This window comes from Paradevosia shaoguanensis, from assembly GCF_016801025.1.
In the GTDB taxonomy this organism is placed as follows: domain Bacteria; phylum Pseudomonadota; class Alphaproteobacteria; order Rhizobiales; family Devosiaceae; genus Paradevosia; species Paradevosia shaoguanensis.
Genome location: NZ_CP068983.1, coordinates 2,293,648 through 2,309,401, shown reverse-complemented (window position 1 = coordinate 2,309,401; position 15,754 = coordinate 2,293,648). Strand labels below are relative to the sequence as shown.

Genomic DNA, 15,754 nt, shown 5'->3' with positions numbered 1-15,754 from the left:
CCACTTTGTGCTTGGGGATCGCGTGCTGTTTCTTCGCCGCCTCTTCGTGACCTTTGCTGTCCTCGTTCTCGCGCTCGGCTCGCAGGCTTCGGCCAATCCGATGCTGCTTATCGACACCGATAGCGGCGCGGTGCTGTTCGAGCAGGAAGCCGGCGCCGCCTGGCACCCGGCCTCGCTGACCAAGCTGATGACCGCCTTCGTCGCCTTCCAGGCCATCTCAGAGGGGCGGGTGAGCCTCGACACCCCCGTCATCATCTCCAAGCGCGCCTTCAACCAGGCGCCGAGCAAATCCGGCCTCAAGGTCGACTCCGCCCTTTCCATGCAGGACGCGCTCTATGTGATGCTGGTCAAATCGGCCAACGACGTCGCCGTGGCCATCGCCGAAACCGTGGGCGGGAGCGAGAAGGCCTTCGTCGCCGAGATGAACGACACCGCGACCAAGCTCGGCATGACCAATACGCACTACGTCAATGCCAACGGCCTTCACGACGACGGCCAGGTGACCTCGGCGCGCGACCTGGCCGTGCTCAGCCTCTATATCCGCCAGCTCTACCCGCAATACCTGCCGATCTTCGAGACCGAGGCGGTGACGCTGGGCAAGGCGAACCTCGAATCCAACAACGACCTGCTTACCCACTTCGCCGGCACCACCGGCATGAAGACCGGCTATGTCTGCGCCTCGGGCCTCAACATCGTCGCCACCGCGCAGCGCAACGGCCGCTCGCTGATGGCCGTGGTGCTGGGCGGCGTCTCGGCCCGCGAGCGCGGCGAGATGACGGCTGAACTGTTCCTGCGCGGCTTTTCGGGCGCGCTGGGCGGCACCGGCAAGACCATCCTCCAGGTCGCCAACACTGCCGGCGCGGCAGCCGACATGCGCCCGCTCATCTGCGGCAAGCAGGCCAAGGCCTATGTCGCCGAGCGCGAAGCCGCCTACCCCATCGGCCTCAAGGGCCAGCCGAGCTACCTGACCGACGAGGTCAAGGGCCGGGTCTATGCCGCCACCAATCTCGGCCAGCTCCGCGACGTCCCCCTGCCGCGCCCGCGACCCGGCTATGCGTCGATCCAGGCATCGACGCCGGTAGCAGCGGTCGCGATCGAGCAGCCGGCCAATCTCGGCGCCATCGTCCCCCGCCCGCGCCCTCGGCCGTAAGGGCGGGGATTAACCCGGGCAAAAGGGTCTGGGTAGCTCAAGATATCGAGGATTGGGGTGATCGGGCACCGGCGGGTTATTCCCTGTTGGACAGGGAAACTCGGGGTGTTTGGCGGGGATAAGTGCGTTTTTGGGCAGTTTTTGCGAGCTGTATCCGCCGTAACACATTGATATTCAACGGAATTTTTCGTCTCCGCGGCCGCAAATCGTTAAATTTTGACTCAATCTTCGACAATGTTTGGCGATCTTTTCCGGTTTTTGCGGGGGTTTTCGCGCAATTTGGAGAGTTTTCGCAGCGGCTGGCGGGGAAGTTGTCCTCGTTGGCGGCGCGGGTGGTGAGGTCATAGTTTAGCGCGCTGACGGTGCAGGGGGATAACCGGCCGGGGTGCTGGTGCAGGCGCATTGGGGTCCCGGCTACCGCGGCTCCTGCCCCTACCACCGTACTTCCCCGGACGAAGACCCGGGGCCTATTGCGCCGCGCCACTCGAGTGGAGGCAATCCGTGGGCTCCGACTTTGCGGTCGCGGAAGTGCGGGGTGGACGCTGGGACAGGGTCAGGTAGCGGAACGAACTTGCGCGCGCCCTCGCGTCCCCTTAGCCCTTCGTAATCACGAACCGCATGGCGCCGGCTTCGTCTTCCTGCCGGCATTGGTGGCCCTGCTGCATGCAGAAGAGGGGGATGTCGATCTTGGCGACCGGGTCGGTGGCCAGGATGACGAGCGTGGCGCCGGGCGGGAGTTCCGCCAGGCGCTTTTCGGCCTTGAGGACCGGCAGGGGGCATTTGAGCCCCCTGGCGTCGAGAATGGTCTCGGCCTCAATTGGCAAGGAGCAGGATCCAGTAGACGCCATAGCCCGAGTTCGGATCGTAGGCGACGCCCAGGCCCGCACGGCCCATGCTGCCATCGGCGAGCACGCGGGCGTTTTCCGGGCTGTTGCGCCAGCCCGAGAAGGTTTCGGCGAAATTGGCGTAGCCGGCGCTGACGAGAATGGTGCGGGCCCCGTTCGGCGTCTTGGGCGCATTGCCCGAGCGGGCATATTCGCTGGCGAGAGCCTGCGCGGTGGCATCGAGCGCGGCGTCCGAACGCAACGCACCGGCGCCCGAAGCGGCGCGGAACTGGTTGATGATGCCGATGGAGGCGTTCTTGTCCAGGCTCGCCCCCGGCGCATCCATGCGGGCCACGAGCCCGGGCGCGATGCCGCCGCCACCACCACCGCCTCCGCCGAACGAGCAGGCGCCGAGCAGGGCGGCGACGAGTGTGGCGGCAAGGATGGGGCCGAACGGCCTGGCGCGGGAAAGAAGGGTCATGGTCGGGGCAGTCCTCGGCTGGTTGGCGAAATCGATCTCAAGCGAGCGAGCTAAGCCAGATCGAGGTAAACCAAGAGTGTAGCCCGTCGCCCAGAGCCAGCACTTCTGGGAAAACTTGGGCATTTATAAGGGGAGAGGGCCTCGCGGACAGGAACGCGTGGCCTGGGAGTGGTGATCCCGGCGGGATTCGAACCCACGACCCCAGGATTAGGAAGCTTGGGATATCCCGCAGGCTATCAGGCCTCTGCCTCGCGATGTGCCATCCATGTGCCATCCGGGATACTGGCGACGTAGCCAGTATGAGCGGTCACGGTACAGGATTAAGGTCCGCCTTTGCTCGGGGGTTCCTCAAAAGTTAGGACACCTAGTTCCTTCCGCTTTAGTCCGACGTTTTGCGTCGAGGTCAGTACGCAATTCGTACGCTCTGATTAGGCCAGCAGAGAGCGTTCGGCCGCCGCCAGAAGGTCGCCCTCATCACCACGCGGGAAGAGGTGGCCATAGGTGTCCATGGTCATGGCGATGGTCGAGTGCCCAAGCCGATCCTGAACAGCCTTCGGCGACAGGCCCAGCCCGCCCGCATCAGTGGGATTGATGCACCAGCTCGCATAGAAGTGGCGCAGCGCATGGAGCCCGGAATATTTGGCCGAGAGGATCGGCTTCCCCTCCTCATCTGTCCTGCCTGTATCCACGGTGATGCCGGCCGCTATCATGGCGGGGATCAGCCCGCGTTTAAGCATATTAGACCGGCTCTCGATCTTGCCCGCGCCTGTGGGGAAGACAAGATCAAGCGCCAACATCGGATTACCATCGCCATCCTTCCTGCCAGTGTCCCGGCGCGGGCAGACCAGTTTCCATTCACGCAGCGTGTTCACCACCACTGGTGGAATACTGATCGCTCTATTTCCTGCCGCAGACTTCGGCCGGCCGATCTCGTTGAAGTCGTCGGCCCGCTGACTTATGCGGATGGTCTTGGCAGTCAGGTCGACATTATCCCACACTAGACCGCGCAGCTCGCTCGATCTCATACCGGTGAAAACCGCAGTGACGAGCATAGGCCGCCAGCGCCCCGATAGGCTCGTCAGGAACTTCCTAATCTCGTCCGGTGAGGGAATATCCACGCCGACTTGAAGCTTTGTCTTGGCGCGCCTCTCTGTGGTGGAGCGTGCTCGACCGCGTTCATGGACGGGGTTGCGAACCGTCAGGCCCCGGCTCTGCGCGTCGGCGATGATGCTGCCAAGCGAAACCGTCACACGACGAACCATGTCGGCTGATCGGCCGGCCTCTCTCAATTCGTCCTGGAACGCTCGAAGCCATGGGGCGGTAAGCTTGTTGAGGCGTGTCGCTCCAGCGAAGGGCACGATATGAAGCCGCAAGTGTTGCTCTCGCTGCTCCAGCGAAGAGCGCTCAAGGCCAGCCGCGGCGCCGGATTTCAGCCACAGCTTGCCCGCCTCAGCGATTGTGATGGTATCGGCATCTGCGACATGAACACCCTCGCGCACCTCAGACTTGGCCGTCAGCAGGAATGCGTCGGCATCCTTTTTGCGGTCGAACATCTTCCGGCGGCGCTTGCCCTGGGCATCCACATAATCAGCCTGCCAGCCCGAGTGCTCTACGCCCTTGGTCGACCACGTGCGCTTGCGAACGCTCATTTATCAATCGCTTCCGTGCCTGCCCACTGCATGATTTTGGCCTCTAGCTCTCGCCCGAGGTCGGTCTGCTCATCGATCTGCGTCATCGCTTCCATCAGGAGCGTGACCAGGAAGTTCTGGGGGGATACGCCCCGCTCATCCGCAAGCTTACGGATGTCCGTTTGCAGCCCACGTGGAACTACCAGTTCGGTTTTACCTGCGAGCAGCTTTTCATGCAGATCGATCATAGCCCGCAAGATTGGGGCTGACGGGTGGGCCTGAAACGACCAGTCCAAACGTGAGGTGATCTCGGCATTCACAGATCGATTGTTCGATCGAGCGGCCTCCGTGACCATGGCTTTTGTTTCCTCGGTCAGCCGAAGCTTCAATTGAGGGTCTTGCCGCGCCATTGGGTTTTTCCGTTCTCAGTGGATTTTATCCCAATGTATGCACCACCGTGGTGTTGACAGCAAGTCACCACGGTGGTTAGGTGATCACCGTGGTTACCAAGGAGTTTCGATCAGTGGCCCGCACCGACCCACAACTAAAAATCAGACTTCCGCCAGACGCGAAGGTCTTCATCGAGGCCGAGGCGCGAGAGAACGCCAGTTCCCAAAACTCTGAGATTGTCCGCGCAATCCGCGCGGCCATGAAAGCAAAAGGCCCGGCAGAGGGAGCAACCTCGCCGAGCCATGGTCACAACTTCCCCGATCAAGGAAAAGCAGATGAACAGCATGATCAATAGCACGCGCGGGCCATCCCCTGCAACTAAGGCGGTCACCTTCGACGATCTCGAAGCGCCCATCGGCGATATCCGCCATATGGCGAGCATTGGGGCATCCATTGCCGAATGCATCACGTTTGAGGGCAGCAACCGCAGGCCCCTCGTTTCCACTGAGGACATGGATAACCTGATCTTTGTTATCAATGACCTTGCATTTCGCGCCCGGTCGCTGAGTGACGCCTACCAGGCTGCGTTCGCTGAGGCGTTCGGCAAATGACCAGCACCGGTGATCTAGACTTGGTGTGGGGTTGCAAGGCGATTGCCAAGCTGCTGGGCGTGACCGAGCGAGCTTGCTTCCACATGCTGGAGAGCGGCGAACTCCCCGCCCGCCAGATCGGCCGGCGCTGGGTGGTGAGCCGAAGGAAACTTCGCGAGCATTTTGAGGGGGAGGCAGCGTGAAGGCGTCCCCTCGGTCAGAAATCGTCACCTTCGGCACGGACTATGCCGGCAAGATCAACGTCACGGGCCGTGGGTGTGAAACCTTCGGCCCAGCCGACCAGTACATCGCCACCTTCCCGACCATTCAGGCCGCCCGCAAGGCGCTGTTTGAACTGCACCGGGACAGCCAGCAAGCCTTGCTAGGGCGGTGATGAGTGGCCAAGAAGCTGAGAGACAAGGAGCCGCGCCACGTGCGGCTCTACCATTGGTTTCTTGACTGCCCCGCTTGGCTCGATCTCGGGCCAGGCCCTCACGACGTATACCTTCGGCTGGCCCGTCGATACGGCGGGCCGGGGAGCAACAACGGCAAAATCCCCTGCTCGCTTCTAGAGCTGTCGCAGGAATGCCGTATGAGCAAGCAGACCGCCATGCGTGCGCTTGATGCCCTGGAGGATCACGGCTTCGTCGTCTGCACGAAGCGGGGCGGCTTCAATCAGGGCAATCGGCAGTCGGCCGAGTGGCTTTTGACTGAGTTTCCCGATGATCGTCCGGGCGCCTCGCCGATCGCTGCCAAGGACTTCGTACGTTGGAAAAAATCAGAAGCTAGTTCCACCTCGAAACCAGCACGGGTTTCCAGACGGAACCGTACGGGTTCTCAGACGGAACAGTCACCTTTTGTAACTATGGGCTACGGTTCCACCTCGAAACCTGTCCAACGAACTGACGGTTCCACCTCGAAACCACTATTAGTTTACCAGGGGGAAGGTGCTGAAACCTCCAGCACCGGACATGCCACCGCCGTATCTGTGAACGGTTCACAGATGGAGCCTCTGAGCGATGGCGAGCGGTCCCTTCTGCGCTGGCTGGTCGGCTTTGGCATCGAGGCGACCCACCGAAAAGCCCAGCAGAACCTTTCTGGCCATCTTGGCGGTGAGGCAATCGCCCTCGCGGCCGTCGACCTGGAGCGTCGTGGATTGATCCGTATCGATCAGGTCGGCCGGTCTCGAAAGTACATCCTGCAATCTAAAGCCATCGGTACACCGCTCCTCGATGATCCCGATCAGCCCGTTTTTGATACGTGGCTCGCAAAAGCCGCTCCCCTCCACACACGGGAAGGAACCCCATGACGCTGAACGCACGAAATCCCGGCATCGACTACGCCTCTCTGAGGGAAGCAATCGCGACCGCCCTCGATGATCTCGAAAAGGCGGAGGCGTCGGCGGCTGATGTCGCGGCCGTGCTTATCTCGCTCGGATTCGAGCTTTCGGTAGCCGTCATCGGTACTGCTCGGACCATGGAGTACACCTTGGAGCTGGTGAAGAACGTTGCTGAGATAAGCCCCGAAGCATGGGCCACGGTAAAGGCAGGGGCCGCCATTCCTTCGGTGAAGGGCAGCGCTTGAATGGCTCGACGCCGGAAATCGGTCCCCATGCCTCCGAAGCTCGACGAGCGGCAGAGACGCCGGCTGAACTTCGCCGCGGCCAATACTCGCCTCGCTCTGCGCGCCGCCCTCGACCTGCGCGCCAGGCGTATCGACCCTCACCGAGAGGTTGAAACGGATCAAGAACAGAAGTAGATTTGCCGGCGATGCTGCTTCGCCGGCAGATACCCCGGTCCCAAGGCTGTTGCCACGGTCGAGCGGGAGCACCCTGTAGATGGCCCGGTGGGCTGTCCGGGAGTAAAGCCCAGGCCATCCTTAGATGCTGAGCCCAATGACCGCCGCAAGAAAAGCGGCCAGCCATTTGGGGTCTTCCATGCCCACCGCAATTGAACTGCGCCAGAAGCGCACGGCTCTCATCGCTGAGGCCCGCAAAGTCCTGAACGACATCGAGAAGTGCTCGGACGAAAAGCGGCTTCCCCAGCTCGAAAACCGTCATGATCAGCTCATGACCGACCTCGACGCCATCGACGCCCAGCTTACTCGCCACGAACGCAACGAGACCCAGGAACGCCTCGACGCGAACTATCGCGCTGGTCGCAGCGAGCGCGAAGATGATGAGCGCCGCGAGCGTATGCGTCCGAACCCGGGCGGACGCGAGGTAGCTGTCGACGGGTACGATACCGCCGACGAGCCCACCGAAACCATTTCGCTGCGCTCGAACCAGTCGTTTGCTGAGTATGTCATTCGGAAATCGGACCAGGGTGAAGCTGATGAATTTCGCGGCCTCAGCGAAGGCGCGTACCTGCGCGCCATGGTCACCGGCGCCAAGAACGACCTCGAAAAGCGTGCCCTCGCAGAAGGAACCGACAGTGCCGGCGGCTATACCGTTCCCGAAATCCTGTCGGCGCGAATGATCGACCGGCTTCGTCGGCGCGCGGTGGTGTTCCGGGCTGGTGCCCAGACCGTGCCGCTTAACTCCGACGTGAGCTATGTCGCAAAGGTCGCAACCGACCCTGTTCCCGCATGGCGCGTCGAGAATGCCGCGGTGCAAGAAAGCGACCCGACCTTCGGTCGCGTCACCTTCACCGCCCGATCGCTGGCCGTGCTCGTGAAGGTCAGCCGGGAGCTGATTGAGGATAGCCTCAACATTGAAACCGCACTCCCTGACGTGATGGCTACAGCCCTCGCGCTCGAACTGGACCGCGTGTCGCTGCTGGGTACTGGCACGGCGCCGGAGCCGCGCGGCGTTGCAAACTTCGCCGGCCTCACGGCTAACGGCTATGCCGGTGGCGTCCTTGGCTCGTATAGCCCTCTCATCAAAGCCCGCACTGCCCTGCGCACTGCGAACAGCGATGTGACGGCCTATGTCATGTCCCCGCGTGATGAGGGCCACCTTGCCGAACTCACGGCGACCGACGACCAGCCGCTCATCGTTCCGCCCTCGATTGCTCAGACGCCGTTCCTCACGACCAGCGCCATGCCGACTAACCTCGGCACAGATACCGATGAATCGTTCATCCTGGCCGGGGACTGGGCGCGCCTTATGGTCGGTCTGCGCTCAGAAATCCGTATCGAGATCCTGCGCGAGCGGTTCGCCGATAACCTGCAGTACGGTTTCCTGGCCCATCTGCGGGCGGACGTGGCGGCCGAGCATGAAGCGGCCTTCACGAAGCTCTCGGCAATCACCATCGCCTGATGACATCCAGCAAGCGACAGAGTGGCCGACAGCGCGGCTATAACTCTCGATGGGAAAGGGAGAGGGCAGTGTTCCTCTCCCAGCCCGGTAACCAGCTCTGCATCATGTGCCGGCAGGACGGCCTGCTCAACCCGGGCACCATGCGGATGGATGGCAGCCTTGAGACTAACCCGCGCCGCATCGGCTTGGTGGTTGACCACATCACTCCGCACAGGGGCGACAAACGCCTGTTCTGGGATAGCAGCAATTGGCAACCGCTATGTCATGACCACCACGACATCACGAAGCAGCAGGAAGAGAACCGTGGCTTCGTCGGGGGCAGCGACATCAACGGGCGGCCGATCGATTCGGATCATCCTTGGAACCGGACGAGGTAGGGAGGGGGACGGTCCAAAGTCTAGGGGCTCTGGGGCCCGGACCGGTCTGGGAGCTTCGTTCGCACCGAGATGGATTTTGAACATAAAAGTTTGACCCATCCCCGTAGGGGATGACCTGCACGGAAGGCGCAGCGAAATGACGAAAACCACACGCGAAATCCCTGCCGACGATCTCACCGGGAAGGGGCTCTAGTTTCATGGCCACGACAATCGAAGAGCTTCGAGCGGTGATGCGCATGGAGCTGAAGCCGTTCATGCGCGACTTGCAGCAGATGAACGGGATCAGCGCCAAGGCGGCTCGCCAGGTGGAACAGACCTGGATGGCGACCAACCGCCGGCTCGACCATATTGGCAAGGGGATGGCCCAGAGCATCATCGCGCCTCTTACCGGCATAGGTGCTGCGCTGGGCGCCCGCGAGTTGATCCGGCTGACAGACACGTGGACGGACCTCAATGGCCGTGTTCGCATCGCCGCGGGCGGCATGAAGGAAGGCGCCGATGTCATGGAGCGGTTGGGCGACATGGCGCGCCGTACCTACAGCTCGCTCGAAACTACCGCCGAGAGCTATCTCACCAATAGTCAGGCGCTGAAGGAGCTGGGCTACAGCACCAACCAGCAGCTCGACTTCACCGAGGCTTTGAACAACGCTCTGGTCGTTTCCGGCGCCAAGGGACAGCGTGCCGAGCAGGTCATCAACGCGTTGGGCAAGGCGATGGCCTTCGGCGAACTGCGCGGCGAGAACCTGAATACCGTTATTCAAACTGGCGGTCGGGTCGCCCAAGCGCTGGCCGATGGTCTGGGCGTGACCACCAACGAGCTGCGCAAGCTGGGCGAACAGGGCAAGCTGAAGTCCAGCTCGGTCTTCACTGCGCTGACTTCGCAAATGGAGACGCTGCGCAGCGAAGCTGATGGGATGCAGGCCACGATCGGCGATGCGCTGACGCTGCTGCGCAACTCGTTCCTCGAATATGTGGGCGGTGCCGATCAGGCTGCCGGCGCCTCTGCGAACATCGCGCAAGCGATTATCATGGTCGCCGACAATCTCGACACGGTGGCGAATGCGGCAGTGTTTGCGGCCCAGGCCATTATCGGCGCGCTGGCCGGGCGAGCGATGCTGCAAGCAGGCGTCCAGATTGTATCGACCGCGAAAGCACTCAGGGAGTTTGTTGCAATTGCTCGTGCCGCCCAAGGGCTGGGAGGTCTCGGCCCGGCATTTGCCTCGCTTGGATCGAATGCCGGTGTGATTGGGGCTGTAGTCGGGGGGGCAGCAGCTCTTGCGCTCGGCTATTTCGCCAATCAGGCGATAGAAGCGAACGCCAGGACCGAGCGCTTCAACGCCATGCTTGAGCGCATGGGTATCGTGGCCAAGGACTCTGCCGAAAAGCTGGATGAGGCCTCTGCGGCGCAGGCCCGGCTATCGACCGCGGAGGGGCTGGCTCAGGCTCAACAGGATACGAGTGATGCCGAAGATGTGCTAGCGCAATATACGGCTGAGCTTGAGAAGCTGCTGGCGCTCTTTCGAACCGGGGCGCAGATGGGCGACGAACAGTCTAAAAAGCTGATCGATGTGGCTGATGCCTACATGCAGGGGGGCAAGTCCGCCCAATGGCTTCGCGAGAAACTAGACGCCTTGGCGAAGGATATGCCCGATTGGGCGGACCAGATATCGCAGGTCAAAGACTACATCGGCGTGATTGATAATGCGCGCGTGGCGATAGGGAGCCTTGCAACGCAGATGGCGGGCATTGACCCGATCGTCGACCCGAAACTAGCAAGGGCTAGCTGGGCTGGTGTTCTGGATATGGGGCACGGCAGGCAGGTCGACACAGACCTCGGCCAGTTCCCTAGCTGGAACAAGCCGGCCACCTATTCCGATGTCCGCGACTTCGCCAATTCGGGCGGCAAGGCGCCGAAAGGCTCCAGCGCGAATCGATATGCGGATGCCAAGCAGTCGATGCAGGATCGCATTGACTTCCTCCACCTCCAGAACAACCTCGAAGGGGTTTTAGCATGAGCGCTTACCTAGCCCTTGCGTATCAGAACCGCGCCGAACTGCTCACTGATGGCGCCGTGACGTTCGATGACGGCACGCTCAGCGACATCATGACCAAAGTCTGGACCTCTCGTTTCGTCCCCTTTGCCATCACCGGGGCCGGCGATGCCCGCCAGGTCGAGAACATCTGCACATATTTGATCGCCTGGGCCGCTCTGGCAGGTGTAGACGGTGCACTGGATGCACTTGCCGGGATGCCCAAACCCGATGGCGATCTAACCATGGTGATTGCGGCCGTCTCAGAAGAGAGCGGCGCCGGTGTCTGGGTGTACTCAACCAGGGATGACCCGCACGGCTGCGGAAAAGGTTTGATCCCGGCATGCACCGTAACCAGATGGGAAGGCCTTGTGGCGATGGGCAGCGGTTTAGATGCCGCCGACGTTGCTTCAACGGGACTGACGCGCGCGGACTTCGCTGACGGCATTGCGCGGGGCGGGGTGAAACTGATGGAAGCGTGGCGGCGGAAAGCCTGTGTATCACCCGCCCGCCCCGAACTCGGCCCAGGCTACTACATCGGAGGGAAGGTCGACCACACCGTGGTTTCGGCGTCTGGGGTTACGATCCAGGAAGCGCACCGCTGGCTCGATGATGAGGTCGGCAACCCGATTAAACCGTGACATTTTTTGGCATGAGCGATGTGCCGTCTTATGTGCCATGGAGTTGCCGGAACGCCAATGAAAGTCCCGGAAATCCTAGGTATTGAGCGGCACACGGGCGGCACATAAACAAGCCACAATCGCGACGATACGTAACACTTAAGCTACTGAATTATATTGGATAATTGATGGTGATCCCGACGCGATTCGAACGCGTGACCCCAGGATTAGGAATCCTGTGCTCTATCCAGCTGAGCTACGGGACCACGCGCGCTCAATAGCAAAACTTTGCGCGTCGCGAAACGACTAGTTTCCACCCATCCCCATGGTCCACACTGCGGACCGACAAGGGAGGACTTCATGACCACATTGCCGCTGACCGGCGGTTGCCAATGCGGCGCCGTGCGCTTTGCCTGCGACGCCGAACCCCAGAACGTGCACGTCTGCCATTGCCGCATGTGCCAGAAGGCCGTGGGCGGGCCGTTCGCCGTGATCTGCCCGGTGCTCAAGACCGCCTTCCGCGTCACGCGCGGCGAGATCGCCTGGTTCCGCAGCTCCGAACTCGCCCGCCGCGGCTTCTGCCGCGATTGCGGCACGCCCATGATCTTCGACTACCCCGAATTTCCCGATATCGGCGTCCTCTCCGGCTGCTTCGACCAACCCGAACGCGTGCCGCCCGTCATCCAGTACGGCAACGAAAGCCGCGTCGGCTGGTACGCCCACCTCTCCGAACTCCCCGGCGAGCGCCCCACCTATTCGGAAGACCCGATGGGCTACCTGCCCCGGATAAAAGCCTCCAACCGCCAGCACCCCGACCACGATACGCAGACCTGGCCGCCGGCGGACCGCGAGGCCTAGGATCCGTACTCAATTGCACCGGTAGGTGAGGTTGCGATGGCCGCCCCACCCACCGGACTTCCCCGGACCTGATCCGGGGCCCACTGCCGCCCCCCACTCGAGTGGAGGAATCCGTGGGCCCCGGCTCTGCGGCCGGGGAAGTTCAGTGGTTGTGGCGCGGCCGACGGACAGCGCTTCCGTTGGACTCTGTCGGATGGGGAAATAAGCGCTCTGGGGGCGCCGGGACTTATTGAGCACGGACCCTAGCCAATAGGCCCGCGCAGGCCGCGCTCCAAATGCCGGCTCTCGCCCGTCAGAACTCGCTCCAATCCTGACCGACAGCGACGGGTTTGAGGTAGCCAGCTCTCGCCTTCCCATCCCCAGTGTCGCGCTTGCGATGAGAAGACGATGGCGATGAGACGGCTTCGATCTCGAACACGTCCACGATTGCATCGAGCTCACGCGCCTGTGCCTCGGTTTGCTCGATCGCCGCGTTGGTTTGCTCGACAAGCGCGGCATTGTGCTGGGTCATCTCGTCCATCTGGCGTACGGCCGTGCCGACCTGGGCGATGGCCGCCGATTGCTCCTGACTGGCCGTGGCGATCCCGTTGATCAGGCGCGCGTTCTCTTTTACGCCCTCGAGCATCCGGGCCAGGCCTTCGGCAGCTTCCGAAACGAGCTTGGTCCCGCTCCTGACCTCATTGGCCGACTGCTCGATGAGCGCCTTCACTTCGCCGGACGCCGTCGCGGCCGACTGCGCCAACCGGCGAACCTCGATCGCCACGACCGCAAATCCCTTGCCCGCATCGCCCGCGCGCGCGGCCTCCACCGAGGCGTTGAGCGCGAGCAGATTGGTCTGGAAGGCAATATCGTCGATCATGCCGATGATGTTTGAGATTTTGCCCGACGATTCCGTAATCCGGTTCATCGCGTCCTTGGCTTCCCGCATGACCTGCCCGCCATGCTCGGCAGCTTCGAATGCCGCCTCGGCCGTGGCGTTCGCCACATCGGCCCGCTTCGCGTTGTCCAGAACCGTCGACGCGAGCTGGTCCATGGCAGCGGAGGTTTCTTCGATGGCGGCAGCCTGCCTTGTGCTACGCTCCGACAGATCATTGGCGCCAGCAAGAATCTCGCCGGTCGCCGTCTTCAGCGAGCCTGACGTGCGCCGAAGCTTGAGCACGATATCGGAAAACTGACGCACGGTCTCATTGAACGCGACGCGGACCGTATCGAGCTCGCCGGCAAACGTCGTGGCAATATTGGTGGTCAGGTTTCCTTCCGCCAAGCGGGCAAGCCCTTCGCCAAGCATGTTGACGGCCATTTTCCGATCCGTGACGTCGGTGGCGTATTTGACCACCTTGGACACGCTGCCGTTGAGGTCCAGGATTGGGTTGTAGCTCGCCTGGATCCAGACGTGCCTGCCGCCCTTTCCGATCCGGAGGAATTCGGCCGCCTGATATTCCCCACCGGCGAGCGCGTTCCAGAAATCCCTGTAGGCACCGGAGGCGGCGTAGTCAGGCTGCACGAACATGCGATGGTGCCGCCCCCTGATCTCTTCCAGACGGTAGCCCAGCGCGGCGCAGAAGTTCGCATTGGCCGTGATGATCTCACCGGATGGCGTAAATTCGATCACGGCCTGCGACTTGCCTATGGCCGCGAGCTGCCCTGCGGCGTCCGCGCCAGCGACCTTTCCGGCCGTTACGTCGGTGGCGAACTTCACAATTCTCAGAGGCTTCCCGTCCGGGCCCAGAATGGGATTGTAGCTGGCCTGAAGCCAGACCTCCCGTCCACCCTTCCCAAGACGCTTGTACTCGGCGGCCTGGTAATCCCCCCGCCCCAGCGTTTCCCAAAACAGACGATATTCTGCGCTCTGCGCGTAGGTGGGTTCGACGAAGAGACGATGATGCTGTCCCTGAATTTCGGGGAGGCGATAACCCATGACCGCCAGAAAATTGTCATTGGCGGTCAATACCGTCCCGTCGAGTGCAAACTCAATAATGGCCTGTGACCGCGAAATCGCGTTCATGACGGACACAGCCTCCGCATTGGCGCCAGCGCCGGTGCGTTTAAAAAATCCTACCACCCCATCCCTCCTGGTATCGCGGTTAGCGAGCCTCCAGCCCGCGAACACACAATGAAGACACGGATATTAAAATTTGACTTATTTCCTATTTGATAACAGTATTGATCAGCGCAGCTTAGCGCGCGCCTAAAGATACCATTGAACGATTTTAAATCTACCTCTTCATATTTGAAGAATAAAGTGAGCAAATACCGTTCTTTGACTTTAGATAAGGAGTTGGATGATCAAGCGATATCCAGACGAATTCAGGATTAGACAAAATCTATCCGCATACAACTCGAACGTTAAAACTGGAAGCCAGCAACGAGCTGTGAAACACGCGCTCGACGTCGATTACACGGAACCCATTCGACTGTTCCGGAATTGGTGTTTTTACTGACGTTTTGCGTGGTGGTTTATCTGGATGAATGTGACAGCCGGTGAGGTCATGTCCGCCGCGGACATGACAGCTCTGATCGAGGGCGAGGGTACCATTGGTACCTGGGTTTGGGACTTCAAGTCGGACTTCGTCACCGGGTCACCCGGAATGCAAAAGATCATGGGGCACCCCCAATCGCCCCAGATCAGCTTCAGGATGTACGAATCCCTGGTACATCCGGACGACCGGGCCCGCATGGGGGACGCCGGTGAATTCCTGGTGAGCCACGCGACGGGCGAGCATCGTTTCCGCATCCTTCGTCCGACAGGCGAAATCCGATGGCTGCGAACGCGCGGAATCGTAATCCATTCGACGCTCGGCGAGCCACTCAAGATGGTCGGTGTGGTTTTCGACATCACCGATGTCAGAAAATGGCATGAAGCCTATCAGCAGGAAGCAGGCTTGCTGGCAGTCATCAGAGAACTGTTTGACGTTGTCGTGAGCAAGGTTGGCGCTGATGGCGCGGTGGTCGACCTCATGGAATGGCGTGCCCTAACGGGGGCTGTCGGCGGCGACCATCTGGGCTGGAAGCGGCTGGAGGCGGTCCACCCCGATGACCGAGAGCAGGTTAAGACGGCCTGGGCATCCGCCATAGCGGGACGCCATAGATATGCTTCCGAATACCGCGCAATCATGGCGGATGGCTCTTTCGTGGCCGCCCTTTCGCGGGGTGCGCCGATCTTTGATCCTCGCGGCGAGATTGCAAATTGGATCTGTGTCAGTTCCATCAAGGCAACAAGCACGCCTATCGCCGCGGAAGCCGAACTCAGTGCGGCGCAGGTGCGCGCGGCAAGAGCGTTCCTCGGCTGGACCAAGGAGCAGCTTGCGATCGCCGCCGGCGTCTCTCTATCGACCGTGCGCCGCACCGAAGCCTCTCCTCGGAGCGTTGGCCCGGGGGTTCTCGCCCAAATTCGGCGCTGCTTTGAAGAGGCGAAGGTGACCTTCACCGCGGAAAGTAACGGCAAGCGAGGAGTCCTCGGGCCACCGCCCCACGACGCTCGCCGCCCACGAACTTCGAACAAGCGTTAGCATCAACGGTCGCCTAGCATAACGGCGCTACGGTGTTT

At 61.6% G+C, this 15,754-nt stretch carries 18 protein-coding genes and 1 tRNA gene; 13 read left to right on the top strand and 6 right to left on the bottom strand.

All coding sequences use genetic code 11. The features are described 5' to 3' along the window. Window positions 1–22 precede the first annotated feature (22 nt). The gene (locus JNE37_RS11040; RefSeq protein WP_203066277.1) at window positions 23–1,150 is read left to right on the top strand and encodes a D-alanyl-D-alanine carboxypeptidase family protein; all 1,128 of its coding nucleotides are present in this window, start codon (window positions 23–25) and stop codon (window positions 1,148–1,150) included. 593 nt (window positions 1,151–1,743) lie between these two features. Here JNE37_RS11040 and JNE37_RS11035 read toward each other — a convergent pair. From JNE37_RS11035 to JNE37_RS11020, 4 genes are all read right to left on the bottom strand, one after another. Further along, window positions 1,744–1,974, bottom strand: a complete 231-nt coding sequence (locus JNE37_RS11035) for a sulfurtransferase TusA family protein (protein WP_035033275.1) — start codon at window positions 1,972–1,974, stop codon at window positions 1,744–1,746. Beyond that, the gene (locus tag JNE37_RS11030; protein ID WP_035033278.1) at window positions 1,964–2,455 is read right to left on the bottom strand and encodes a CAP domain-containing protein; all 492 of its coding nucleotides are present in this window, start codon (window positions 2,453–2,455) and stop codon (window positions 1,964–1,966) included. Before JNE37_RS11030 ends, JNE37_RS11035 begins: the two co-directional genes overlap by 11 nt. Window positions 2,456–2,883: 428 nt before the next feature. Then, on the bottom strand, window positions 2,884–4,104 hold the full coding sequence (locus tag JNE37_RS11025; RefSeq protein ID WP_203066276.1) for a tyrosine-type recombinase/integrase: 1,221 nt from the start codon (window positions 4,102–4,104) through the stop codon (window positions 2,884–2,886). Beyond that, entirely contained in the window at window positions 4,101–4,493 is a 393-nt protein-coding gene (locus tag JNE37_RS11020; protein ID WP_203066275.1) for an Arc family DNA-binding protein, read from the bottom strand. Before JNE37_RS11020 ends, JNE37_RS11025 begins: the two co-directional genes overlap by 4 nt. Window positions 4,494–4,606: 113 nt before the next feature. Here JNE37_RS11020 and JNE37_RS11015 point away from each other — a divergent pair, with 113 nt between their 5' ends. The 10 genes from JNE37_RS11015 (at window position 4,607) to JNE37_RS10970 (ending at window position 11,370) form a co-directional block, all read left to right on the top strand. Further along, window positions 4,607–4,828, top strand: coding sequence for an Arc family DNA-binding protein (locus JNE37_RS11015; protein WP_203066274.1), 222 nt, complete (start codon window positions 4,607–4,609; stop codon window positions 4,826–4,828). Then, window positions 4,809–5,084 (top strand): hypothetical protein, encoded by a 276-nt coding sequence (locus JNE37_RS11010; protein ID WP_203066273.1) that lies wholly within the window; start codon window positions 4,809–4,811, stop codon window positions 5,082–5,084. Before JNE37_RS11015 ends, JNE37_RS11010 begins: the two co-directional genes overlap by 20 nt. Further along, window positions 5,081–5,266 carry a helix-turn-helix domain-containing protein gene (locus JNE37_RS11005; protein WP_203066272.1) on the top strand — a complete coding sequence of 62 codons (186 nt, stop codon included), beginning with the start codon at window positions 5,081–5,083 and terminating at the stop codon, window positions 5,264–5,266. Before JNE37_RS11010 ends, JNE37_RS11005 begins: the two co-directional genes overlap by 4 nt. Continuing rightward, window positions 5,263–5,457 (top strand): hypothetical protein, encoded by a 195-nt coding sequence (locus JNE37_RS11000; RefSeq protein WP_203066271.1) that lies wholly within the window; start codon window positions 5,263–5,265, stop codon window positions 5,455–5,457. Before JNE37_RS11005 ends, JNE37_RS11000 begins: the two co-directional genes overlap by 4 nt. A gap of 198 nt (window positions 5,458–5,655) precedes the next feature. Next, window positions 5,656–6,372 (top strand): hypothetical protein, encoded by a 717-nt coding sequence (locus tag JNE37_RS10995; protein WP_203066270.1) that lies wholly within the window; start codon window positions 5,656–5,658, stop codon window positions 6,370–6,372. Then, window positions 6,369–6,647 (top strand): hypothetical protein, encoded by a 279-nt coding sequence (locus tag JNE37_RS10990; protein ID WP_203066269.1) that lies wholly within the window; start codon window positions 6,369–6,371, stop codon window positions 6,645–6,647. Before JNE37_RS10995 ends, JNE37_RS10990 begins: the two co-directional genes overlap by 4 nt. A 352-nt stretch (window positions 6,648–6,999) precedes the next feature. Continuing rightward, window positions 7,000–8,322 carry a phage major capsid protein gene (locus JNE37_RS10985; RefSeq protein ID WP_203066268.1) on the top strand — a complete coding sequence of 441 codons (1,323 nt, stop codon included), beginning with the start codon at window positions 7,000–7,002 and terminating at the stop codon, window positions 8,320–8,322. A 68-nt stretch (window positions 8,323–8,390) separates the two neighbouring features. Continuing rightward, window positions 8,391–8,699 (top strand): HNH endonuclease signature motif containing protein, encoded by a 309-nt coding sequence (locus JNE37_RS10980; protein ID WP_203066267.1) that lies wholly within the window; start codon window positions 8,391–8,393, stop codon window positions 8,697–8,699. Window positions 8,700–8,896: 197 nt separating this feature from the next. After that, on the top strand, window positions 8,897–10,714 hold the full coding sequence (locus JNE37_RS10975; RefSeq protein WP_203066266.1) for a tape measure protein: 1,818 nt from the start codon (window positions 8,897–8,899) through the stop codon (window positions 10,712–10,714). After that, complete coding sequence (locus tag JNE37_RS10970; protein ID WP_203066265.1) at window positions 10,711–11,370, top strand: hypothetical protein; 660 nt, start codon at window positions 10,711–10,713, stop codon at window positions 11,368–11,370. Before JNE37_RS10975 ends, JNE37_RS10970 begins: the two co-directional genes overlap by 4 nt. 168 nt (window positions 11,371–11,538) lie before the next feature. Here the strand turns inward: JNE37_RS10970 and JNE37_RS10965 are convergent. Next, window positions 11,539–11,615 (bottom strand) — tRNA-Arg (locus tag JNE37_RS10965). Window positions 11,616–11,709: 94 nt separating this feature from the next. On the opposite strand from JNE37_RS10965, the gene JNE37_RS10960 reads away from it, so the two are divergent. After that, entirely contained in the window at window positions 11,710–12,207 is a 498-nt protein-coding gene (locus tag JNE37_RS10960) for a GFA family protein (protein ID WP_203066264.1), read from the top strand. A 292-nt stretch (window positions 12,208–12,499) separates the two neighbouring features. Here the strand turns inward: JNE37_RS10960 and JNE37_RS10955 are convergent, their stop codons facing one another. Beyond that, window positions 12,500–14,212 carry a methyl-accepting chemotaxis protein gene (locus JNE37_RS10955; RefSeq protein ID WP_203066263.1) on the bottom strand — a complete coding sequence of 571 codons (1,713 nt, stop codon included), beginning with the start codon at window positions 14,210–14,212 and terminating at the stop codon, window positions 12,500–12,502. 484 nt (window positions 14,213–14,696) lie between these two features. Here JNE37_RS10955 and JNE37_RS10950 point away from each other — a divergent pair, with 484 nt between their 5' ends. Then, window positions 14,697–15,716: a PAS domain-containing protein gene (locus JNE37_RS10950; RefSeq protein WP_203066262.1), complete on the top strand. Its 1,020-nt coding sequence runs from the start codon at window positions 14,697–14,699 to the stop codon at window positions 15,714–15,716. The last annotated feature ends 38 nt before the right edge of the window (window positions 15,717–15,754 follow it).